This is a genomic window from Streptomyces fructofermentans (assembly GCF_014651055.1).
In the GTDB taxonomy this organism is placed as follows: domain Bacteria; phylum Actinomycetota; class Actinomycetes; order Streptomycetales; family Streptomycetaceae; genus Streptomyces; species Streptomyces fructofermentans.
Genome location: NZ_BMWD01000001.1, coordinates 495,643 through 518,028 on the forward strand (window position 1 = coordinate 495,643; position 22,386 = coordinate 518,028).

General features: G+C 71.9%; 18 protein-coding genes. 13 read left to right on the plus strand and 5 right to left on the minus strand.

The features are described 5' to 3' along the window. The first annotated feature begins 313 nt into the window (after positions 1-313). The 3 genes from IE265_RS02035 (at position 314) to nudC (ending at position 6,385) form a co-directional block, all read left to right on the plus strand. On the plus strand, positions 314-3,937 hold the full coding sequence (locus IE265_RS02035) for an ATP-dependent helicase (RefSeq protein ID WP_190033511.1): 3,624 nt from the start codon (positions 314-316) through the stop codon (positions 3,935-3,937). A gap of 10 nt (positions 3,938-3,947) precedes the next feature. Beyond that, complete coding sequence (locus IE265_RS02040; RefSeq protein ID WP_190033512.1) at positions 3,948-5,351, plus strand: dipeptidase; 1,404 nt, start codon at positions 3,948-3,950, stop codon at positions 5,349-5,351. A gap of 86 nt (positions 5,352-5,437) precedes the next feature. Next, positions 5,438-6,385, plus strand: a complete 948-nt coding sequence (nudC, locus tag IE265_RS02045; RefSeq protein ID WP_229915971.1) for an NAD(+) diphosphatase — start codon at positions 5,438-5,440, stop codon at positions 6,383-6,385. 506 nt (positions 6,386-6,891) lie between these two features. On the opposite strand, the gene IE265_RS02050 is transcribed toward nudC, so the two are convergent. Next, positions 6,892-7,155: a mycoredoxin gene (locus IE265_RS02050; RefSeq protein ID WP_190033514.1), complete on the minus strand. Its 264-nt coding sequence runs from the start codon at positions 7,153-7,155 to the stop codon at positions 6,892-6,894. 641 nt (positions 7,156-7,796) lie between these two features. Between IE265_RS02050 and IE265_RS02055 the strand changes: the two genes are divergently transcribed. The 5 genes from IE265_RS02055 (at position 7,797) to IE265_RS02075 (ending at position 11,705) form a co-directional block, all read left to right on the plus strand. Then, positions 7,797-9,998 carry an ATP-dependent DNA helicase UvrD2 gene (locus IE265_RS02055; RefSeq protein WP_190033515.1) on the plus strand — a complete coding sequence of 734 codons (2,202 nt, stop codon included), beginning with the start codon at positions 7,797-7,799 and terminating at the stop codon, positions 9,996-9,998. 163 nt (positions 9,999-10,161) lie between these two features. Continuing rightward, the gene (locus IE265_RS02060; protein ID WP_190033516.1) at positions 10,162-10,476 is read left to right on the plus strand and encodes a hypothetical protein; all 315 of its coding nucleotides are present in this window, start codon (positions 10,162-10,164) and stop codon (positions 10,474-10,476) included. Positions 10,477-10,651: 175 nt separating this feature from the next. After that, a complete protein-coding gene (locus IE265_RS02065) occupies positions 10,652-11,020 on the plus strand; it encodes a WhiB family transcriptional regulator (protein ID WP_190033517.1) in 369 nt (122 codons plus the stop codon). Continuing rightward, complete coding sequence (locus IE265_RS02070) at positions 11,017-11,340, plus strand: putative WhiB-interacting protein (protein WP_190033518.1); 324 nt, start codon at positions 11,017-11,019, stop codon at positions 11,338-11,340. The genes IE265_RS02065 and IE265_RS02070 overlap by 4 nt, the downstream gene beginning before the upstream one ends. A 119-nt stretch (positions 11,341-11,459) precedes the next feature. Next, a complete protein-coding gene (locus IE265_RS02075) occupies positions 11,460-11,705 on the plus strand; it encodes a hypothetical protein (RefSeq protein WP_190033772.1) in 246 nt (81 codons plus the stop codon). 96 nt (positions 11,706-11,801) lie between these two features. On the opposite strand, the gene IE265_RS02080 is transcribed toward IE265_RS02075, so the two are convergent. Together IE265_RS02080 and IE265_RS02085 are read right to left on the minus strand one after the other, a co-directional pair. After that, on the minus strand, positions 11,802-13,259 hold the full coding sequence (locus IE265_RS02080; RefSeq protein WP_190033519.1) for an ABC1 kinase family protein: 1,458 nt from the start codon (positions 13,257-13,259) through the stop codon (positions 11,802-11,804). Further along, positions 13,252-14,442, minus strand: coding sequence for a ThiF family adenylyltransferase (locus IE265_RS02085; protein WP_190033746.1), 1,191 nt, complete (start codon positions 14,440-14,442; stop codon positions 13,252-13,254). The genes IE265_RS02080 and IE265_RS02085 overlap by 8 nt, the downstream gene beginning before the upstream one ends. A gap of 511 nt (positions 14,443-14,953) precedes the next feature. Between IE265_RS02085 and IE265_RS02090 the strand changes: the two genes are divergently transcribed. The 4 genes from IE265_RS02090 to IE265_RS02105 all read left to right on the plus strand — a co-directional run bounded on the left by IE265_RS02090 (position 14,954) and on the right by IE265_RS02105 (position 18,863). Further along, positions 14,954-15,550, plus strand: a complete 597-nt coding sequence (locus IE265_RS02090) for a M48 metallopeptidase family protein (RefSeq protein ID WP_190033520.1) — start codon at positions 14,954-14,956, stop codon at positions 15,548-15,550. 144 nt (positions 15,551-15,694) lie between these two features. After that, positions 15,695-17,395 carry a TerD family protein gene (locus IE265_RS02095; RefSeq protein WP_190033521.1) on the plus strand — a complete coding sequence of 567 codons (1,701 nt, stop codon included), beginning with the start codon at positions 15,695-15,697 and terminating at the stop codon, positions 17,393-17,395. 14 nt (positions 17,396-17,409) lie between these two features. Further along, a complete protein-coding gene (locus tag IE265_RS02100; RefSeq protein WP_190033522.1) occupies positions 17,410-18,090 on the plus strand; it encodes an AIM24 family protein in 681 nt (226 codons plus the stop codon). Between the two features lie 17 nt (positions 18,091-18,107). Next, positions 18,108-18,863, plus strand: a complete 756-nt coding sequence (locus tag IE265_RS02105) for an AIM24 family protein (protein WP_190033523.1) — start codon at positions 18,108-18,110, stop codon at positions 18,861-18,863. A 122-nt stretch (positions 18,864-18,985) separates the two neighbouring features. Here IE265_RS02105 and IE265_RS02110 read toward each other — a convergent pair whose 3' ends face one another. Beyond that, positions 18,986-19,507, minus strand: coding sequence for an NUDIX hydrolase (locus IE265_RS02110; RefSeq protein ID WP_190033524.1), 522 nt, complete (start codon positions 19,505-19,507; stop codon positions 18,986-18,988). Next, positions 19,504-20,973 carry a zinc-dependent metalloprotease gene (locus IE265_RS02115; protein WP_190033525.1) on the minus strand — a complete coding sequence of 490 codons (1,470 nt, stop codon included), beginning with the start codon at positions 20,971-20,973 and terminating at the stop codon, positions 19,504-19,506. The genes IE265_RS02110 and IE265_RS02115 overlap by 4 nt, the downstream gene beginning before the upstream one ends. Positions 20,974-21,162: 189 nt before the next feature. Here IE265_RS02115 and IE265_RS02120 point away from each other — a divergent pair, with 189 nt between their 5' ends. Continuing rightward, positions 21,163-22,326: an SDR family oxidoreductase gene (locus IE265_RS02120; RefSeq protein WP_190033526.1), complete on the plus strand. Its 1,164-nt coding sequence runs from the start codon at positions 21,163-21,165 to the stop codon at positions 22,324-22,326. The last annotated feature ends 60 nt before the right edge of the window (positions 22,327-22,386 follow it).

The window sequence follows — 22,386 nt, forward strand, 5'->3', positions numbered from 1 at the left end:
CCGGCTGACCGGCTGACCGGCTGACCGGCTGACCGGCTGACCGGCTGACCGGCTCACCGGCTGAACGCCTGGCGGGCTGACCGGCGGCAGGGGGACGGGCGGCCCCCAGGGGGGACCACACCCCGCCCGGAGACCCGCCGGGGGGAACCCCTCGGACGGCACGGTTCCGCCCGGCGGACCGCATGCCTCCGGTGCCCGAGCGGTCCGCCGGCCACAACGTGACGTACCGCACCACCCGTGCTGACCAGCACATCTACCGACCCGGCCGTCGATACGGCACCGACTGTCAGTGGACGCGGCTAGCCTCTCTCACGTGCCAGCCCGTATCACTGATCCCGAGCAGCTCAAGGAGCTCCTCGGGATCCCGTTCACCCCGGAGCAGACGGCCTGCATCACCGCACCGCCCGCCCCGCAGGTGATCGTGGCCGGAGCCGGCTCCGGCAAGACCACGGTCATGGCCGCCCGCGTCGTGTGGCTCGTCGGCACCGGGCAGGTCGCCCCCGAGCAGGTACTCGGCCTGACCTTCACCAACAAGGCGGCCGGCGAACTGGCCGAGCGCGTCCGCAAGGCCCTCGTCAGGGCGGGCGTCACCGATCCCGACGTCATCGACCCCGACAACCCCCCGGGCGAGCCGGTCATCTCCACCTACCACGCCTTCGCCGGCCGACTCCTGACCGACCACGGGCTGCGCATCGGACTCGAACCCACCGCACGCCTGCTGGCCGACGCGACCCGCTTCCAACTCGCCGCACGCGTCCTGCGCGAGGCCCCAGGCCCGTACCCGTCGCTGACCCGGTCCTTCGCCGACCTGGTCAGCGACCTGCTCACCCTCGACTCCGAGCTCGCCGAGCACCTCGTACGCCCCGAGGACCTGCGCGCCCACGACGCCGGGCTGCTGCGCGAGCTGGAGAGTGCCCGGCTCACCAACGCCGACCTGCGCAGGATCCCCGAGACGGCCGCCGCCCGACGTGAACTGACGGACCTGGTCAGCCGCTACCGGGCCGCCAAACGCGAACGCGACCTGCTCGACTTCGGCGACCAGATCGCCCTCTCGGCGACCCTCGCCGACACCCGCCCCGAGGTCGGCGCCATCCTGCGCGACGAGTTCCGCGTCGTCCTGCTCGACGAGTACCAGGACACGTCCGTGGCCCAGCGCATCCTCCTGGCCGGCCTCTTCGGCGCCGGCACGGGCCACCCGGTGACCGCCGTCGGCGACCCCTGCCAGGCCATCTACGGCTGGCGAGGCGCCTCCGTCGCCAACCTCGACGACTTCCCCGAGCACTTCGCTCACGCCGACGGACGCCCCGCCACCCGCCAGTCCCTCAGCGAGAACCGCCGCAGCGGAGGACGCCTCCTCGACCTCGCCAACGGCCTCGCCGAGCCCCTGCGCGCCATGCACGCGGGCGTGGAGGCGCTGCGCCCCGCGCCCGGCGCCGAACGCGACGGCACCGTGCGCTGCGCCCTGCTGCCCACCCACGCCGAGGAGATGGACTGGCTCGCCGACTCCATCGCCCACCTCGTCCGCACCGGCAAGGCGCCCGGCGAGATCGCCGTCCTGTGCCGCACCGCCACCGACTTCGCCGAGATCCAGGGCGCGCTCGTGGCACGCGACGTGCCCGTCGAGGTCGTCGGCCTCTCCGGACTGCTGCACCTGCCCGAGATCGCCGACCTCGTCGCCGTCTGCGAGGTCCTCCAGGACCCCGGGGCCAACGCCTCCCTCGTCCGGCTGCTCACCGGTCCCCGCTGGCGCATCGGTCCCCGCGACCTGGCCCTCCTCGGACGCCGCGCCCGGCTCCTCGTGTCCCACGCGCGCGTAGGACACGACGACGACCCCGACCTGCGGCTGGCAGCCGCCGTCGAGGGAGTCGACCCCGCCGAGGTCATCTCCCTCGCCGACGCCCTCGACACCTTCCTCGAAACACCCCTGACCGGGGACCGCGACGACGACGGACTGCCCTTCTCCGCCGACGCGCGCGTACGGTTCGCCCGGCTCGCCACCGAACTGCGCGACCTGCGCCGCTCACTGGCCGACCCCCTCATGGACGTCCTGCACCGGGTGCTCGCCACCACCGGCCTGGAGGTCGAACTCTCCGCCTCCCCGCACGCCCTCGCGGCCCGCCGCCGCGAGACCCTCTCCAACTTCCTCGACGTGGCCGCCTCCTTCGCCGCCCACGAGAGCACGGCCACACTCCTCGCCTTCCTCGGCTTCCTGCGCACCGCGGCCCAGTACGAGAAGGGCCTCGACAACGCCCTGCCCGGCGGTGAGAACACCGTCAAGGTCCTCACCGCGCACAAGTCCAAGGGCCTGGAATGGGACGTCGTCGCGGTCCCCGGACTCGTCACCGGAACCTTCCCCAGCAGCCAGGGCCGCGAGAAGTGGACCGCCCAGGCCAAGGTCCTGCCGCACGTGCTGCGCGGCGACGCCGAGACGCTCCCCGACATCGACGCCTGGGACTCCCGCGGCATGAAGGCCTTCCAGGAGGCCATGAAGGAGCACCAGCACACCGAGGAACTCCGACTCGGATACGTCACCTTCACCCGACCCCGCTCCCTGCTGCTCGGCTCCGGGCACTGGTGGGGGCCCTCCCAGAAGAAGCCCCGCGGCCCGTCCGACTTCCTGCACGCCCTCCACGACCACTGCGCCGCGGGACACGGCGAGATCGAGGCCTGGGCGGACGAACCCGACGAGGACGAGGAGAACCCCGCGCTCCGCGAGGCGGGCGCCGACCACGCCTGGCCCCTCCCGCTCGACGACGCGGCCATGGCACGCCGGCGCGCGGCCGCGCAGACGGTGCTCGACCACCTCGAAGCCGGCCACTCCCACGAGGCCGCCCACCCGTCCGCCCACGAGGCCCACGACACCCCGGGCCCCTACGGCGACCCGGACTGGCCGCCCCCGCCCGAGGACGACGAACCCCCCTACGACGCCGACGACAACTACGACGCCTACGCCGACTACGACGAGTACCCCGACCACGACGGCGACCCCGACCGCGCCCCCCACAAGGGCCACGTTCCCGCGGGCGAGGACCCGGGCGACTGGGACTCCTGGACCAGCGCCCGGCCGAAGGTCCCCCACCAGGCCCCCGCTCCCGACGCCCGCCCCCACCCCTCCACGCCCGGGGACGCCGACCCCCACCCGCCCGCGGCCCGGAGCCGGAACGCCCGCCACCACCCGTCCGGCACCCCGCCCCTCACCCCCGAGGAAGCCCGCACCATCGCCTCCTGGGACCGAGACCTGGACGCCCTCTCCGGAGAACTCCTGCGCGCCCGCGCGAGCGTCACCGACGTACCCCTGCCCGCCTCCCTCACCGCGTCCCAACTGCTCCGCCTGGCCGCCGACCCCGACGGCTTCGCACAGGAACTCGCCCGCCCCATGCCCCGCCCGCCCCAGCCCGCCGCCCGCCGCGGCACCCGCTTCCACGCCTGGGTCGAAGCCCGCTTCGAAGCGCTCCGGCTGCCCATGCTCGAACCGGAGGACCTGCCCGGCAGCGACGCCGAGATCGCCGACGAACGCGACCTCGACGCCCTCAAGGACGCCTTCGAACGCACCCCGTACGCCCATCGCACCCCCCACCGGGTCGAAGCGCCCTTCCAACTCGCCATCGCAGGACGCGTCCTCAGCGGCCGCATCGACGCCGTCTACAAGGAAGAGGACGCCGACGGAGCGATCACGTACGAGATCGTCGACTGGAAGACCGGGCGCACCCGCACCGGAGACCCCCTCCAGCTCGCCCTCTACCGACTCGCCTGGGCCGAACAGCACGGCATCCCCCCGGAATCCGTACGCGCCGCCTTCCTCTACGTACGCAGCGGAGAGGCCGTACGGCCCGACCCCCTGCCCGACCGCGCCGCCCTGGAACGACTCCTCCTGGAGGAACCACCCGAACGGGTCCCCGAAGAACCGTCCGACGAGCACGCACGCGTGGACGGATAGGCTCGTGACCATGAGCAAGACTCCGGACAGCGCCGTCCGCGCGTACATCGAGCAGCACCGCGCCGCCTTCCTCGACGACCTCGCCGAATGGCTGCGCATCCCGTCCGTGTCGGCACAGCCCGAACACGCCGCGGACGTACGGCGCAGCGCCGACTGGCTCGCCGCCAAACTGCGGGAGACAGGCTTCCCCACCTGCGAAGTCTGGTCCACACCCGGCGCCCCCGCCGTCTTCGCCGAATGGCCCTCCGACGACCCGCAGGCACCCACCGTCCTCGTCTACGGGCACCACGACGTACAGCCCGCCGCACGCGAGGACGGCTGGGACACCGACCCCTTCGAACCCGTCGTCCGGGGAAACCGGCTCCACGCGCGCGGGGCCGCCGACGACAAGGGGCAGGTGTTCTTCCACACACTCGGAGTCCGCGCCCACCTCGCCGTCACCGGCCGCACCACCCCCGCCGTCCACCTGAAGCTGCTCATCGAGGGCGAGGAGGAATCCGGCTCACCGCACTTCCGCTCCCTCGTCGAAGCACACAGCGACCGCCTCGCCGCCGACGCCGTGATCGTCTCCGACACCGGCATGTGGTCGGAGGACACCCCCACCGTCTGCACGGGCATGCGCGGCCTCGCCGAATGCGAGATCGAACTCCGCGGACCCGACCAGGACATCCACTCCGGCTCCTTCGGCGGCGCGGTACCCAACCCGGCCACCGAAGCCGCCCGCCTCGTCGCAGCCCTGCACGACGACCACGCACGCGTGGCCGTCCCCGGCTTCTACGACGGCATCACCGAACTCACCGACCGTGAACGCGACCTCCTCGCCGAACTGCCCTTCGACGAGACGCAGTGGCTGCGCACCGCAAGGTCCACGGCCACCCACGGAGAGGCCGGACACACCACCCTCGAACGCATCTGGGCCCGCCCCACCGCCGAGGTCAACGGCATCGGCGGCGGCTACCAGGGCCCCGGCAGCAAGACGATCATCCCGTCCACCGCCATGGTCAAACTCTCCTTCCGACTCGTCTCCGGCCAGGACCCCGACCACATCGAGAAGTGCGTCCGCGCCTGGGCCGCCGACCGGCTGCCCGCCGGAATCCGCCACGAGATCACCTTCGGCGCCGCCACCCGCCCCTGCCTGACCCCGCTCGACCACCCGGCCCTGCAATCCCTCGTACGCGCCATGGGCCGCGCCTTCGAGCAGGAGATCCGCTTCACCCGCGAAGGGGGATCGGGGCCCGCCGCGGACCTCCAGGACGTCCTCGGCGCACCCGTGCTGTTCCTCGGCATCTCGGTCCCCTCCGACGGCTGGCACGCACCCAACGAGAAGGTCGAACTCGACCTCCTCCTCAAAGGCGTCGAGACCACCGCCCACCTGTGGGACGACCTGGCCCAGAACTGGCGAGACACACCCTGACCGAGCACCGCAGCGCACCTCCCGCCGTACGACCCGCTGAACCACCCGCCGAAACAACCGTTCCACCGGGGGAGTTGGAAGCACCCGTGACCACCTGGACCGACCACACCGCCGACCGTCCCATCTCGCTCACCGTCCCGAGCGGCATCGACCGGGCCGCCCACCACCGGCTCGACGAGGCCTGGCTCGCCGCGGCGTGGAGCCACCCCACCACCCGCGCCTTCGTGGTCTCCGGCGGTCAGGTACTCATCGACGAGACACCGGACGGCACCACCGAACTCGTCATGACCCCGTCCTTCGAAGCACCCCTCACCGAGGCCCACCGCTACTTCCTCGGCACCGACGACGACGGCGTCAGCTACTTCGCCCTCCAGAAGGACACGCTCCCCGGACGCATGGACCAGTCCGCGCGCGCGGCAGGTCTGCGCGAGGCCGGACTGCTCCTCTCCCCGCGCGACGCGGGCCTCATGGTGCACGCCGTCGCCCTGGAGAACTGGCAGCGCCTGCACCGCTTCTGCTCGCGCTGCGGAGAACGCACCGTGATCGCCGCGGCCGGCCACATCCGACGCTGCCCCGCCTGCGGCGCCGAGCACTACCCGCGCACCGACCCGGCCGTCATCATGGCCGTCACCGACGAGGACGACCGCATCCTGCTCGGCCGCCAGGTCCACTGGCCCGAGGGCCGTTTCTCCACCCTCGCCGGATTCGTCGAGCCCGGGGAGTCCATCGAGCAGTCGGTCCGCCGCGAGGTCTTCGAGGAGGCGGGCGTCACCATCGGCGACGTCGAGTACATCGCCAGCCAGCCGTGGCCCTTCCCCTCCAGCCTCATGCTGGGCTTCATGGCCCGCGCCACCTCCGCCGAGATCAACGTCGACGGGGAGGAGATCCAGGAAGCGCGCTGGTTCTCCCGCGAGGACCTGCGGGCCGCCTTCGAGTCCGGCGAGGTGCTGCCGCCCTACGGCATCTCCATCGCCGCCCGACTCATCGAACTCTGGTACGGGAAGCCGCTGCCGACGCGGGGTGTCGCGGGCTGAGGCGGGGCTCCGGCCGGGGGTGCCCACGGAGCCGGGGGTTCCTTCCGGGCCCGCGGGGCCGAGGGCTCACCTTCGGGGCCCGCGGAGCTGGGGGCTTCCCGCGGGGGCCGCTGAGCCGGGGCTCCTTGCCGGACCTGCCCGGCACATCCTTCGGGACCCGCTGGGCGGGGGACTTTTCCTTAGGTGCCAGGTGCCAGGTGCCAGGTGCCAGGTGCCAGGTGCCTGGGGGCAGGTGGGCTGGCGGGTGGCGGGTGGCGGGCGTGCCGCGGCAGCCGTTCGGGCGTCTCTCGGGAACCTGCCCGGGCTCACCGCGGGCGCCCTAGCCGCAGAGGCATGAAAGAGGCTCCCCCGAGATGTTCTTCGGGGGAGCCTCTTGCCAACCGGTTGCCGGAGCCGGAGCCGGAGCCGGAGCCGATCTGTGCGGCGGTCCGCCTGCGCCGGCCGAGGGGCCGCCGGCGGGGTCCCGTTGACCGCCCCGCCGGTCGCCGCGGCCGGTCGCCGCGCTGTCAGCCTGCGGCAAGCGCCTGCTTGACCTGCGCCAGCGAGGGGTTCGTCATGACGGCGGACGGCGTCTCCTGCCCGGACGTGAAGACCACGACGGTCGGAACCGTCTGGTTTCCCCCGTTCGCCTTCTCCACGAAAGCCGCGGACGCCGGGTCGTGCTCGATGTTGATCTCTTCGTACGTGATGCCCTCGCGGTCCATCTGGCTCTTCAGCCGACGGCAGTAGCCACACCACGTGGTGCTGTACATCGTCACAGTGCCCGGCATGTCTCTCGTGCTCCTTCGCTGCGGGTCGGGGTTCGGGGTTGGTTCCCGTTCGGGGTTGGTTCGCTTCGGTTCGCTTCGCAGAAGGGGAACGTACGCGACAGGGCCGCCATTCCCGTAGCCCGCGGGGGCGGAACGGCAATCGGCCCGGCACGCAGCCAGGGACCAAGCCCGGCACCCGGTACGAGTCCGGTCGCCTGACAGTTGTCCCGTGCGGAGGTGCGCCGGGAGCAGTGAGTCCAGTCACCCGGACCGGACGTCGCGGCGCGAGGCCGGCAGCGTACGAATCAGGCCACACGGAAGCGCCCCCGGCTGGGTCCGCCAAGTCCCGCAGAGTCGAGCCAAGTCCTGTCTCGTCCTGACGGTCCCGTCTTGGAGGCGCCACCGAGCCCAGAGGCAGGCGGGCCCGCCCGGCACGGATGCCGAACGGCACCCGGACGCGAACATGAGCCTGGTCACCTGCCCGGGGCACGGCCCCGACGCGCCCCTGACCCACGGACACGGGACCCGGCCCGAACAGCCAGGCAAAGCCGCCACGGCAGCCGCCCGCGCCGACCACAGCGGCTGCCGCATTAGTACGACCGCACACGCTCCCCTGTGGACAACCGGCACACCCGCCCCCACCGACCTGGCAGCATGGCGGGGTGACAGCAGCAACGCATTCCACCCTTTTCCCGCAGGCCCCGGACTCGGCCGACGCGGTGCTCGAAGGGCTCGACCCCGAGCAGCGCGAGGTCGCCACCGCCCTGCACGGTCCGGTGTGCGTCCTCGCGGGAGCCGGCACGGGCAAGACCCGCGCCATCACCCACCGCATCGCCTACGGAGTGCGCGCGGGCATCCTCCAGCCCTCCAGCGTGCTCGCCGTCACCTTCACCAGCCGTGCCGCCGGAGAGATGCGCGGCCGCCTCCGCCAGCTCGGCGCCACCGGAGTCCAGGCCCGCACCTTCCACTCCGCCGCCCTCCGCCAGCTCCAGTACTTCTGGCCGAAAGCAGTCGGCGGCAGCCTGCCCCGGATCGTCGACCGCAAGATCCAACTCGTTGCCGACGCCGCGGCCGCCAGCCGCATCCGCCTCGACCGCGGAGAACTGCGCGACGTCACCGCCGAGATCGAATGGTCCAAGGTCACCCAGACCGTCCCCGCCGAGTACGCCGCCGCCGCGGCCAAAGCCGGCCGCGAAGCCCCGCGCGACCGCGCGGAGATCGCCGCGCTCTACGCCGCGTACGAGGACGTCAAGCGGGACCGCGGCGTCATCGACTTCGAGGACGTGCTGCTGCTGACCGTCGCCATCCTCCAGGACCAGCACGACATCGCCGAAGCCGTCCGCGCCCAGTACCAGCACTTCGTCGTCGACGAATACCAGGACGTCAGCCCCCTCCAGCAGCGCCTCCTGGAACTCTGGCTCGGCGAACGCGACAGCCTCTGCGTCGTCGGCGACGCGAGCCAGACCATCTACTCGTTCACCGGCGCGACCCCCGACCACCTCCTCGACTTCCGCACCCGCCACCCCGGAGCCACGGTCGTCAAACTCGTCCGCGACTACCGCTCCACCCCCCAGGTCGTCCACCTGGCCAACGGTCTGCTCATCCAGGCCCGCGGCCGAGCCGCCGACCACCGCCTGGAACTGATCTCCCAGCGCGCCTCGGGCCCCGAACCGACCTACGCCGAGTACACCGACGAACCCGCCGAGGCCGAAGGCGCCGCGCGCCGCATCCGCGACCTCATCACGTCCGGCGTCCCAGCGAGCGAGATCGCGATCCTCTTCCGGACGAACTCGCAGTCCGAGACCTACGAACAGGCCCTCGCCGACGCCGGAGTGCCCTACCAGCTGCGCGGCGCCGAGCGCTTCTTCGACCGGCCCGAGGTCAAGCGGGCCATCCACGCCCTGCGCGGCGCGGCCCGCTTCGGCGGCAACGACTCGCTCCTCGACGACGCCCCCGACCTGCCCGCACAGGTCCGAGCCGTCCTCTCCGGAGACGGCTGGACCAACCAGCCCCCGGCGGGCTCCGGAGCCGTCAGAGAGCGCTGGGAGTCCCTCGCCGCTCTCGCACACCTCGCCCAGGACTTCGCCACGGCCAAACCCGAGGCCACCCTCGGCGACCTCATGTCCGAGCTGGACGAAAGGGCCGGCGCACAGCACGCGCCCACCGTCCAGGGCGTCACCCTGGCCTCCCTGCACTCCGCCAAGGGCCTCGAATGGGACGTCGTGTTCCTCGTCGGCGTCGCCGAGGGAATGATGCCCATCACCTACGCGAAGACCGAGGAGCAGATCGAGGAGGAACGCCGCCTCCTCTACGTCGGCGTCACCCGCGCAAGGGAACACCTCTCCGTCTCCTGGGCCCAGTCCCGCTCGCCCGGCGGCCGCGCCAGCCGACGCCCCAGCCGCTTCCTCGACGGTCTGCGCCCCGGCTCCGGCAGCACCGCCACCCGCACCGGAACCGCCGCCGGCGGCACGGGAGGCATCGAGCGAGGTATCCCCGGCACCATCCCCAGCGCCGTCCGGCGCACCACCCGCACCCCCGCCCGCTGCCGCGTCTGCGGCCGCACCCTCAGCGACGCCGGCGAGATGAAGCTGATGCGCTGCGACGACTGCCCGTCCGACATGGACGAGGGCCTGTACGAGAGGCTGCGCGACTGGCGGGCCATCCAGGCGCAGCGCAGCGGGCAGCCCGACTTCTGCGTCTTCACGGACAAGACACTCATGGCCATCGCCGAGAACGTTCCGTCCAGCCCGGCCGAGCTCGCCCGCATCCCAGGCGTCCGCGCCCGCAAGCTCAACCGCTTCGGACCCGATGTCCTCGCCATCTGCGCAGGTCAAGAGCTTGAGGGTGAGGGTGACGACGAATGATTCAAACTCGTCGAGAAAATAGTTTGCGCATGCCCCAGCAATCCCCATAGGTTCTTAAGCACGGAGACGGTGGCCTTCTCGAAGGCCCTGGTTCCGTGCTGTACTTAACAACCGACGGACCGGCTCACCCCGGTCCCAGAGACGCCGAGAGGAGGCGATTCCAGTGATCAGCATCAACAGCAGCTCAGTCCGCGCCGTCAAAATGACCGATCGCTCGGTCGTCTCCGCCTGCCTGCTCGGCTTCTCGAACCTGGGCACCGGTCTGTCCGGCATTCCCGCCGTCCGGCCGGCCTCCCCTGTGTCTCTCGCGGTCCTTCCCGTCCGTGAGCGCAATGAGCGACCGATGAAGGCACTGGAAGCAGTAGACGCACAGGCCCAGGCCTATGCCTTTGCGGCCACCGGTGCCGGATCCAGCAAGCAGACGCACCACACGATGTGGGCCTTCCGTGGGCCTGAACCCTGGAGTGATCCAGCCTGATCGACGATCAGGCCGGCGCCTTCAGGGCCGCGGAACCCCACCCGGGATCCGCGGCCCTTCTGTTTGTCCCCGACCAGGGACGGCGGAGCGAAGGGGCCTCGGGACAAGACAAGAACCCGGTACCAGCCGCCAACCGGCCAACCGGCCGGCACGACCAGACGAGGAAGAACACCCCGTGCAACTCGAAGCGCACGCCCCGTCCGTACCGCCTTCCGAAACGCTCCCCCCGCCCGGTCTCACGGAGGACTCCACCTTGACCCCGCTCACTGCGCTCACCGCGCTTGACGACGCCATCGAGAACCTCGGCGTACCCGTCCCCTGCCGTTCCTACGACCCGGAAGTCTTCTTCGCCGAGTCCCCGGCCGATGTCGAGTACGCCAAGTCCCTCTGCCGCACCTGCCCGCTGATGGAGGCCTGCTTCGCCGGCGCCAAGGAGCGGCGTGAGCCCTGGGGCGTCTGGGGCGGCGAGCTCTTCGTCCAGGGTGTCGTTGTCGCCCGGAAGCGGCCGCGTGGTCGCCCGCGCAAGAACCCGGTTGCGGCATGAACACCCCAGGAACGATCGATCGCCCCCTCACGAACGACCCCAAGAAGCAGGCCCCGATGAAGCCGTCCGCCAACGAGCCCACCGGCTCCGCGACACCAGATTTCACCACCGCCGGCGCGAACGACTCGCGTCAGAACAGGACACGAGAGATGCAACTCATCCCAGAAGCCCTGGCTCGTGCGCATATGCACGACCGGCTGCACGCGGCTGAGCAGGAACGCCGGGCCATGCGCCTCGCGACTGCCCGCCGCATGCAGCGCCGCGCCGAGCGCGCGTCGCTGCGCGCCCGCCGCGCCCTGGCCATGGCAGTCATGCAGTAACAGCCGTTCACACAACGGCAACAAAGGAAAGCGCAGGTCGCGGGGGTCGGTCCGAACGGACCGACCCCCGCGGTGCGTTGTGCCTCCGGAACCGCGGGCGCCGGAGCTATTGTCGCCGCGTGACGAGTGATCACGGCGACAAGAACGACGACGGCGACAGCGGCAGCGGCAAGAACAGAGGCGACAGCGCTCTCACCGAACAGCCCCGGCCTGTCGTGTGCGCCCACTGCGGAACCACATCACCGGACCCGCAGCCGACCTGGACCTGCTCCGTGGAGAACGGCGCCCGCCACTACTTCTGCGACACGTGCGCCCGCGCCAACCTCCGTGCCATTGAAGGGCGGTTGGACTCGGGGTGGTGGTGAGGGGGAGTGGATCGGTTGTTGCCCCTCTTGGGGGCCTCCCCCCCCGCCCCTCCCCCCGACCCCCATCCCACCCCACCCCAAACCGGCAGCCCGAGGTCACGCCCCGGCGGCCGAACCCTCCTGGTCGAACTCGTCACCGTCGAGCGCAGACTGCTCCGCTTCCGATTCCTCTGCCCCCGGGACGACCTTCACTACCGCTTCCGGTTCGGTCTCCTCGTCCGGCAGGAAACCGGGCAGCCAGCCCTCGAGTTCCTCCCGCAGGCGCACGGTCGCGCCCAGTTGGCAGAGCACTCCGATGGTGCTCAGCGTGACGCGGTGGATGAGGAGATACGCCGGGGGCAGGTTGAGTTGCTTGCCGAGTTGGTGGGCGGGGGAGCGCGGGTCCGCGATCCTGGCCGCCTGGCTGCGCATCCAGCCCCGGGTGAAGGTGAACTCGTCGACTTGCGCCGGCTCGATGATCGGGAGCAGGTAGTCGAGGACGGCGTCGGGGTCCAGTTCTATGGACTCCTTGACGAAGCCGTCCGTGCGGAGCAGGTCGTAGACGGCTTCCGCCTCGCCGTCGAGGGTCATGCGGAGCGACTCGCCTATCGTGGACGGCAGGCCGCCGGGAAGGCGGTCGACCGTGCCGAAGTCCAGTACGCCCAGCCGCCAGTCGCCGTTCTCGAGGTCGTCCGGGTCGTCGGGCAGCAGGCGGAAGTTGCCCGGGTGCGGGTCCGCGTGCAGTAGCCCGGTGCGGGTCGGGCCGGAGAAGAGGAAGCGGGCCAGGAGCTGTCCCGCGCGGTCACGCTGTTCCTGCGTGCCGTCGGTGATCACCTCGGACAGGGGGATGCCGTCGATCCACTCCGTCACGAGCACCTGATCGCACTGATGGACCACGGCCGGCACCAGGACGTCCGGATCGTCCTCGAACTCCTCGGCGTGAGCCCGCTGGGCCTGCGCCTCCAGGCCGTAGTCGAGTTCCTCGGACACGCGGTCGCGAAGCTCCGTGATCAGGGGCTTGATGTCCATGCCCGGGATCAACGGGCCCAGCAGCCGTGCGAAGCGGCTCAGTTGGGTCAGGTCGGACAGCAGGGCCTCGCCCGCGCCCGGGTACTGGACCTTGACGGCGACCTCGCGGCCGTCGCGCCACACCGCTCGGTGGACCTGGCCGATCGAGGCCGCCGCGGAGGGCTTGTCCTCGAATTCCAGGAAGAGGTCCGGCCAGTCCGCGCCGAGCCGCTCCGCCAGTACGGCGTGCACCGTGCTGGTCGGCATCGGAGGGGCCGCTTCCTGGAGCTTCGTCAGCGCCGCGCGGTAGGGGCCCGCGACCTCCTCGGGGAGCGCCGACTCGAAGACGGACATGGCCTGCCCGAACTTCATCGCTCCGCCCTTGAGCTCGCCGAGCACCTTGAACAGTTGCTCCGCGGTGCGCTGTTGCAGCTCTCGGCCGACGATCTCCGCGGACTTGCCGCCGATCCGTTTGCCGAGTCCCCAGGTCGCCCGCCCGGCGAAGCCGAGCGGTAGGGCGGCGAGTTTGGCGGTCCGGGTGACCGCCTTCCGGGGAAGATCAGACATGCGCCCTCCAAGTACCGGACAGCCGTGCCGCGTGCGGCTGTTGCCCGGACATTGTCTCGTGCGGCCTCTCGTCGTCCGAGGTGTGCTCCCCCTTGGCTCTCTCAGCAGCCGCGCAGGTGCATGCCGGATGCTGCCACACCGGCTCGGCGTGCCAGTGGAAACCCGGTACGGAGACTTCCCAGCGGGCTCCCGTGCTCGTCGGCGTCTCCCCGTCCAGGAAGGCGAGGGCGTGCCCCGCCGCAAGCCCGGCGACTGCCGCCGACAGTGCCAGATCGCAGGCCTGTACGTCACGGGTCCGGCCGGAGCGCCATTGCGCGACCAGCCGGGGCCAGGTCGGGTCCCGGTCCGTGCGCCCCAGGTCGAGGCAGCCGGCGCAGGCTGTGTCGCCGGGCAGGACGAGGGGGCCGACGATCCCGGTGCCTTCCACGACCCCGGCGTACAGATGAGGGGTTCCCGAGTCGATCAGTGGCTCGGAGACGGCCGGGTCCGGTGCGTGGACGGCGAGCCCGTCGCGCGGCGCGACGACCACGAGGGAGAGCCCGGGCTGCTCCTCCTCGGTCGACTTCGCTCCGCCGCGCCGGGGAGGGCGGTCCGGGGCGGCCCGGTGCACCGCACGGCGCGCGGCTTCGTCCCTGCGCTCGCCGATGGACTCGACGGGCAGGCCGCCCGGTGCGACGTCCCACGGTTCGACACAGCCGCCGTCGCGCACGTCGACGTGTCCCACGCCCGCGCCGGCCAGCGTGGCGGCGATGACCGTGCCGACGCGGCCGGCGCCGCGCACCTGTACGCGCAGTGAGCGGCGGGCCGCCAGGCGGCGCGGGGCGTCGCCCGGTCCCCTGGCGACCAGCGAGAGGGAGGCGAGGTCGGGCCGCAGCCGGTCCATGACCTTGTGCTTCTCGCGCAGGGCGTCGACGGCGGGGCCTCCGCCGGTCGCGTCGTCGAGGAGTCCCGCTCCGGCGAGCCGCTCGACCAGACCGTCGACGTGGCCGTCGGGCAGACCCATGCCGCGCGCCTCGTCGCGGAGGAGAGGCAGCCCGCGGGTCCCGTCGAGCAGGTTCAGCAGGCTGCCGGTCGCCGTGTCCATCGGGCCGAGCACCATCGCGTGAGCGGGTGCCATGCCGAACTGCACGGTGTTCAGGTCCCGCCAGCCGCGCCGCAGCGCGGGCTTCACCCTCGGATGCATCATCGACCCCCGTATGTTGCAGTGTTCCCGTTGTCCTTGCCCGTTCAGCGGTGCTGCTGCCCAGTCGTCCGGCGGCTTCGTGGCTCGGCCTCGACGCCCAGGCGGCTGGCACCGCCGGTCCTGCCGGTCCTGCCGGTCCTGCCAGTCGTGCCGGTCCTGCCTGCCCAGCCAGTCGTGCCGGTCCTGCCAGTCGTGCCGGTGCTGCCGGCGTTGCGTGTGTTGCCCGTGTTGTTCATGTGGTGCGTGTTGCCCGTGTGGACCTTGTCGGCTGTGTCGGCCGCGCTGCCCTGGGGCGGGCCCGTACATCCCGCCGGGTCCGTGGCGTGGTGTCGGCGGGGTTCGGTCGGGTCGGCCGGACGAATGTCAGCATGCCCGGTTTGCCCGGCGCGTGGCGAAAGTTGTCCACAGGCGGTGGATGTTCGTCGTACAAATCTGGCTCGTGGGGTGCGGTTCGGCATCGATGCGTTCCGGGGGCGGGACTTCCCGCGTGTGCAGCGGGTAACGTCGGGGCGTGCCCGCCGACCCACTGCACCGCGCCGGAAACCCACAGCGCAGCACGACGAGCCAGCCGCCAAGCGGCTCGGGGGCGAGCGCGATCGAGGTCCGAAGGAGCGCGCGCCGGCGCAGAACGGTGTCCGCGTACCGCGAGGGCGATCGCACCGTCGTGCTGATCCCCGCCCGGATGTCCGAGGCGGAGGAGCAACGCTGGGTGACGGTCATGCTCGACAAGCTCGCCGCGCAGGAGAGCAAGCGGGTGCTCGGCGACACGGAGCTGTCCGAGCGTGCAGGGAGGCTGTCCGAGCTGTACTTCGCGGGCCGGGCGAGGCCCGCGTCTGTGCGCTGGGTCACCAATCAGAACACCCGCTGGGGATCGTGCACCCCGGCCGAGGGCAGCATCCGGCTCTCGCACCGCCTGCAGGGCATGCCCGAGTACGTCGTCGACTACGTGCTCGTCCACGAACTCGCGCATCTGCTGGTGCCCGGCCACGGCGCCGATTTCTGGCGGCTGCTGGAGGCCTATCCGCGTACGGAGCGGGCGCGCGGCTACCTCGAAGGGGTGGTGGCGGCCGACCGGCTGCCCCACCTGCCCGCCGCGCGCGGCGAGTGAGCGCCGGTCCGGCGGCGAATCCGCTGCCGGGCGGTTGCGGACGGTGATTCTGTACCGGGTCTGTACCGGCCTCGTCGGGGGCCGGATTTTGCCGTTAGCCTGACGCGACGCACTTGTATTCGGGATGGGGGACGGTCGTTACGCATGGCCAGGGAATTCCAACGCGGCCACAAGGCCAAGATCAGTGACCTCACAGCAGGCACCGATCTGTACGTAGGTGTGCAGATCACGGGCCCCGGGCTGACCTTCGACATCAGCTGCTTCGGTCTGGACGCCGACGAGAAGTTGTCGGACGACCGGTTCTTCGTCTTCTTCAATCAGCCGAAGACCCCCGAAGAGTCCATTCAGCTTCTCGGCGCGCAGGCGGGTGACACGGAGTCCTTCCGGGTCACGCTCGACAGGATTCCGCCGCAGATCCAGAAGCTGTCCTTCACGGCGACGATCGACGGCGGCGGGCAGATGTCGCAGGTCGCCCCCGGATACCTGCGCATCGTCGCGGGCGGCGAGGAGGTGGCCCGCTACTCCTTCAACGGTGGCGAGTTCTCCACCGAGCGTGCCGTGATGCTGGGCGACTTCTACCTGAAGGACGTGTGGCGGTTCGCCGCGGTCGGCCAGGGATTCGACGGCGGTCTCGACGCGCTGCTGAAGAACTTCGGCGGCGAGGTCGCCGAGGAGGAGCCCGCCGCGGCGCCGCAGACGGGCGCCCCGTCGTTCGCGCCGCCCGCCCAGGCGACCGCGCCTCCCGTGTTCGGCGCGCCCGCGGGTCCCGCCGCGCCGGCTCCGGCGCCGCAGCCCGCCCAGGGCTTCGCGCCGCCGCCCGGGGCGACGCCACCCCCGCAGCCCGCGCCGCCGGTGCACGCCGCGCCGACCATCGTCGCGCCCCTGACCCCGCCCGGCGGCGGCACGGTGCCGCCTCCGGCGCCCGCTCCGGCGCCGTACGGGCAGCCGCCGGCCCCGCAGCCCGCGTACGGCCAGGGCCAGACCGGGTCGCTGCCACCGGGCTACGGCCAGCCGCCGGCGCCGCACGCGCCCCAGGCGCCGACCGCGCCGCCCGGCTACGGCCAGCCGACCCCGCCTCCGGGGTACGGCCAGCAGCCGCCCTTCGGCCAGGTGCCCGGCCAGCCCGGCGCGCCGGGAGCACCCGCCGCGTACGGAGTCCCGCAGGGGACTCCCCAGGGTGCCGCCGGTGTCGCCGCCGCGCTGCAGCCCTACAAGGAGGCGCCCACCGGCCAGCGCTGGACCCAGCAGAACAAGAAGATGGTCCGTGTCGACCTCGGCACGGCCGGCGACCAGGCCGTACTCGCCCGTCAGGGCAGCATGGTGCTCTACCAGGGCAAGGTCGACTTCAGTTACAAGGGGGCCGGGTTCGCCGGCCGGATCGTGGGCAACGCGACCGGCCAGGAGATGCAGCTGATGCGCTGTTCGGGCCGGGGCCAGGTGTTCCTCGCGGACAACTCCTCGATGCTGCACCCGATCGAACTGCAGGGCGACGCCGTGTGCGTCTCCGCCGAGAACGTCCTCGCGTTCGACGAGACGCTCCAGTACGAGGTGCGCCGCATCGAGGGGCACGGCATCCCCGGTGGCGCCCTGTTCACGATGCAGTTCCAGGGGACCGGCACGATCGTCGTGAAGACCCGCGGTGTGCCCGTCGTGCTGCCGGTGACGCCGACGACGTTCGCTGACTGCAACGCGGTCGTCGCCTGGTCCGCCGCGTCCCAGGTGATCGTCTCCAGCCAGGTGCGGATGCGCCGCAACGCCTACCCGGGCGACACGGGCGAGAGCGTGAACCTGCAGTTCCGCGGCGCGCCCGGCAATTTCATCGTCGTCCAGCCGTACGAGGTCTGAGGGAGCCCGTCCAAATGAACCAGCAACTAGCGGGCTTCGCCCCGGCACCGGTCGCCGCGCGCATGGAGAACCATGGCAACCACATGCTCAAGGTCGCCATGCAGACCGGAAACGACCTCCTCGCGCGCGTGGGGTCGATGGTCGCCTACGAGGGCTTCGTCCAGTACGAGCCGAATCCGCCCGCCGTGCGCCAGATCGCGCGCGACTGGGCCACCGGTGAGGGCGCTCCCCTCATGAAGTGCTCCGGTGACGGCCTGCTGTACCTCTCCGACTACGGCGCGAACGTCGTCGTGATCAACCTCAACGGTGACGCGATCTCCGTCAACGCCACCAACCTGCTCGCCTTCGACGCCCATCTCACGTGGGGCGTGGAGCGCGTGAAGGGCCTGGCGAAGTTCGCCGGGCAGGGCTTGTGGAACACGAAGATCTCCGGGCAGGGCTGGGTCGCGCTGACCTCCCGGGGCAAGCCCATCGTCGTCGACTGCGGCGGTGGCGAGGACGAGACGTACGTCGACCCGGACGCGCTCGTCGCCTGGTCGCCGAACCTCAAGGTGAAGGGCAAGCGGAGCTTCAAGGCGCAGTCGCTGATCGGGCGGGGCAGCGGCGAGGCCTTCCAGATGGCCTTCTCCGGACAGGGCATCGTCGTCGTCCAGCCCAGCGAGGACAGCACCGACCGTCTCCGGGTCCGGGGCTGAGGGGGAGGACACACACCATGCAGAGCCCGCTTTTCGCCTACAACGACCAGCAGTCCCAGGAGCGCTACAGCCTGCAGAACAAGCAGATGCTGCGCGTCGTCCTGGAGGGCCACGACGACATGCTCGCCCGCAAGGGCACCATGGTCGCCTACCAGGGCCTGGTCGAGTTCGACGCCGAGTACCAGAACTCCGGTCAGCGGCGTTCCCGCGCCCACACCGGTGAGGGACTCGACCTCATGCGCTGCCACGGGCAGGGCATCGTCTACCTGGCCAACCTGGCCCAGCACGTCCATGTGGTGGACGTGGACCACGACGGGCTCACCGTCGACAGCAGCTATGTGCTGGCGATGGACTCGTCGCTGCACCACGACGTGATCGCCGTGGACAGCCAGTACGGCATCTCCGGATCCGGCAAGTACCAGCTCAACATCACGGGTCGCGGCAAGGTTGCCCTGATGACGTCGGGCATGCCGCTGATGCTGCACGTCACACCGGACCGGTACGTCAACTGCGACGCCGACGCCATCGTCGCCTGGTCGACGAGTCTGCGTGTCCAGATGCAGGCCCAGACGCACTCCTCCGGGGTGTTCCGCCGCCGCGGCAACACCGGCGAGGGCTGGGAGCTCAGCTTCATGGGCCAGGGCTTCGCCCTCGTGCAGCCCAGCGAGATGCTGCCGCCGCAGAACGCCGCGATCGGGTCGGGTCTCGGCGCGCAGTACGGCATGGGCCAGCAGGGGGTCCGCGCACAGAACCAGGGCAACGCCTGGAGCTAGGCGCCCAGGAGAGCACGGGTAAGGGGCGGTCGCCAATGGCGACCGCCCCTTACCCGTGGGTCGGGTCCACCGACCCGTCGGGCGTCACCGCGGCCACCGGCCGGGTCGCGCGGGCGGGCGGATCAGAGCCTCGCGCGCGTCGCGTCGAGGAGCCGGACGACCGACTCGTCGGCGACGTCCGCCACCTCGTCGTAGGCGAACCAGCGCAGGTCGAGGGACTCGTCGCTGATCTCCTGCACGGCTCCCGGCCCGGCCACGGCCGCGTACTGGACGTCGAAGTGCCAGTTGCACGGCGAGGGGATCGGATGCCGGTCGAGCCGCACGGGTCCGCCGGGGAGCAGCTTCAGGTCCGCGATGCCCGACTCCTCCGTGGCCTCGCGCAGCGCGGCGGCCTCCAGGGTGAGGTCCTCGGCCTCGCAGTGCCCGCCCATCTGGAGCCACATGCGCAGTTTCCTGTGGAGGGTCAGCAGCACCCTGCCCCGCTCGGGGTCGACGACCAGGGCGCTCGCCGTGACATGGCCGGCCGTGCACGCCTTCCACATGCCGTCCGGGTGGGCCCGCAGGTGGTCGAGATAGGCGTCTCGCAGCGCGTCCTGGCCCTCGGTGCCCTTCAGGACCAGGACGGCGTCGTCGTGCAGGGTCACTTGTTCTCGTCGTCCTTGCCGTCGCTCTTGTCGCTGCCGCCGTCGCTGTCGCCGCCTGTGGCCGGGTCGCCGTGCCCGCCCTTGGTGAGGTCCGGCTTGCCGGACGCGCCGCCCGCGGCCTCGCCGAGCATCTTGTCCAGCTCGGAGAAGTCCATGTGCTCGCGGTGCACGAAGCCGTCGGGGTCGTCCAGGTCGGAGGCGGTCGGCAGCATGTCCGGGTGGGCCCACAGGCCGTCGCGGCCGTCCACACCGCGCGCGTCCGTGAGCGAGGCCCACAGCCGCGAGGCGTCCCGCAGGCGGCGCGGACGCAGCTGCAGGCCGATGAGGGTGGCGAACGTCTGCTCGGCCGGTCCGCCGGTGGCACGGCGGCGGCGCAGGGTCTCGCGGAGCGCGTCGGCGGAGGTCAGACGGGGCTTCGCGGCGGAGTGGACCACCGCGTCGACCCAGCCCTCGACGAGTGCGAGTGCCGTCTCCAGCCGGGCCAGGGCGGCCTTCTGCTCGGGCGTGTCCTCCGGCTGGAACATGCCCTGCTGGAGTGCCTGCTGCAGCTCTTCCGGGTTCTGCGGGTCGAACTGGCCGACCACGTCCTCCAGCTTCGCCGTGTCGACCTTGATCCCGCGCGCGTAGCCCTCGACCGCGCCGAACAGGTGCGAGCGCAGCCACGGCACATGGGCGAAGAGCCGCTGGTGGGCGGCCTCGCGCAGCGCGAGGTAGAGCCGCACCTCGTCCTTCGACACGCCGAGGTCCTTGCCGAAGGCGTCGATGTTCAGCGGCAGCAGCGCGGCCTTGCCCGTCGGGCCGAGCGGCAGCCCGATGTCGGTCGAGCCGACGACCTCGCCCGCGAGGACGCCGACGGCCTGCCCGATCTGGGTGCCGAACATGGCGCCGCCCATGGAGCGCATCATCCCGAGCAGCGGGCCCGCCATGGCCTGCATCTCCTCGGGGAGCACGTCTCCCATGGCCGCGCCGACACGCTCGGCGACCGGGTCGACGAGCTCCTTCCACACGGGCAGGGTCGCCTCGACCCACTCCGCGCGGCTCCAGGCCACCGCGGAACCGGCGCCGGACGGCAGGGAGGTCGCGTCGTCCAGCCACAGGTCCGCCAGGCGCACCGCCTCCTCGACGGCCGAGCGCTCGGCGGGGCCGATGCTCGCGTCCTTCGTGCCGTCGGAGGTGCCCTGGGCGACGGTCTGGCGGGCGATCTGCTTGGCCATGTCCCAGTTCACGGGCCCGCCCTCGTACGAGAGCATCTGGCCGAGCTGCTGGAACGCGGCGCCCAGGTCGTTGGGGTTCAGCGAACCGAACATGGCTGCGAGCGGGTTGTCCGCCCCGGGGCCTCCGGGCCCGAAACCGAACGGGTTGGCAGGTCCCTGACCACCACCGCTCTCCTGGTCCTTCTTCTTGCCCTTGTCGCCGTCGTCCGGCTCCTCCGGCGGAAGGCCGAATCCGAATGGGGTGTCACTCACGGGATTCCTCGGCTGTTAAGGCCGCCGGTTCGTCCGACGGCGGCTGCCCTACATCACCACCCAGCGTAGACACCACAACCGGTTCGGGCCTCGGTGCTTCGCCGACACAGCGGCTGCGGCAGGATGGATGCCACCTGGTACGTACGCGTCACGCGCGTCCGTACTGAAGACAACCGCTGGAGACGCCCGGTGAGTTCCCCAGATCCGCAGGTTCGCGCAGCGCGAAACCCGTCAACCCACCCGTCGCCCGACCACCGTCCCACGCCGGCGCCGCAGCGTGTCGGCGAGTCGTCCGCCGCGCGCGGGCCCGTCGTCGCGGTCACCGGCGCCGCGGCCGGGATCGGCGCGCTGCTGACCGAGCGGCTCGCGGCCAGCGACGCGATCAAGCAGGTCATCGCCATCGACGAGCGCCGGGGCGAGTGCTCCGACGCGCAGTGGCACATTCTGGACGTCCGCGATCCGGCCATCGCCGAGAAGCTGCGCGGCGCCGACGTCGTGGTGCACCTCGCCCTCGACCTCGACCTGGAGACGGACGCGGCGGCACGAACGGCCTACAACGTGCGGGGGACGCAGACGGTGCTCACGGCCGCCGCCGCGGTCGGCGTCCACCGCGTCGTGCTGTGCACCTCCGCGATGGTCTACGGAGCACTGCCGGAGAACGAGCTGCCGCTGTCCGAGGACGCCGAACTGCAGGCGACCGCCGAGGCCACGGGCGTCGGCGACCTCCTGGAGGTCGAGCGGCTCGCCCGGCGCGCCCCGCGGGCCCATCCGGGGCTCAACGTCACCGTCGTACGGCCCGCCGTGCTGGTCGGCGGCACCGACACGGCGCTGACCCGGTACTTCGAGTCCCCGCGGCTGCTGGTCGTCGCCGGATCACGGCCCGCCTGGCAGTTCTGCCACGTCGAGGACCTGTGCAGCGCCCTGGAGTACGCCGTCCTGGAGAAGGTCGAGGGCGAGCTGGCCGTCGGCTGCGACGGATGGCTGGAGCAGGAGGAGGTCGAGGAGCTCAGCGGCATCCGCCGGATGGAGCTGCCGTCGGCCGTCGCGCTGGGGGCCGCGGCCCGGCTCCACCGGATCGGGCTGACGCCGTCGCCCGCCGGGGACCTCGCCTACACGATGTACCCCTGGGTGGTGAGCGGGAGCCGGCTGCACGACGCGGGCTGGCGACCGCGGTGGACCAACGAGGAGGTGCTGGCCGAACTCCTGGCGGAGGTCGCCGGCCGCCACACCGTCGCCGGACGCCGGCTCGGGCGCAGGGACGCCACCGCCGCAGGCGCCGCCGGTGCGACCGTCGCGCTGCTGGGCACGGCCGCGCTGGTACGGCGGGCGCGGAAGGCACGGCGTCGGTTCTGAGCCCGCGCGGCCCCGGGCGCGAGCGGAAACGGGCCGCGGCGCGGGCGCCCGCCTGTAGGA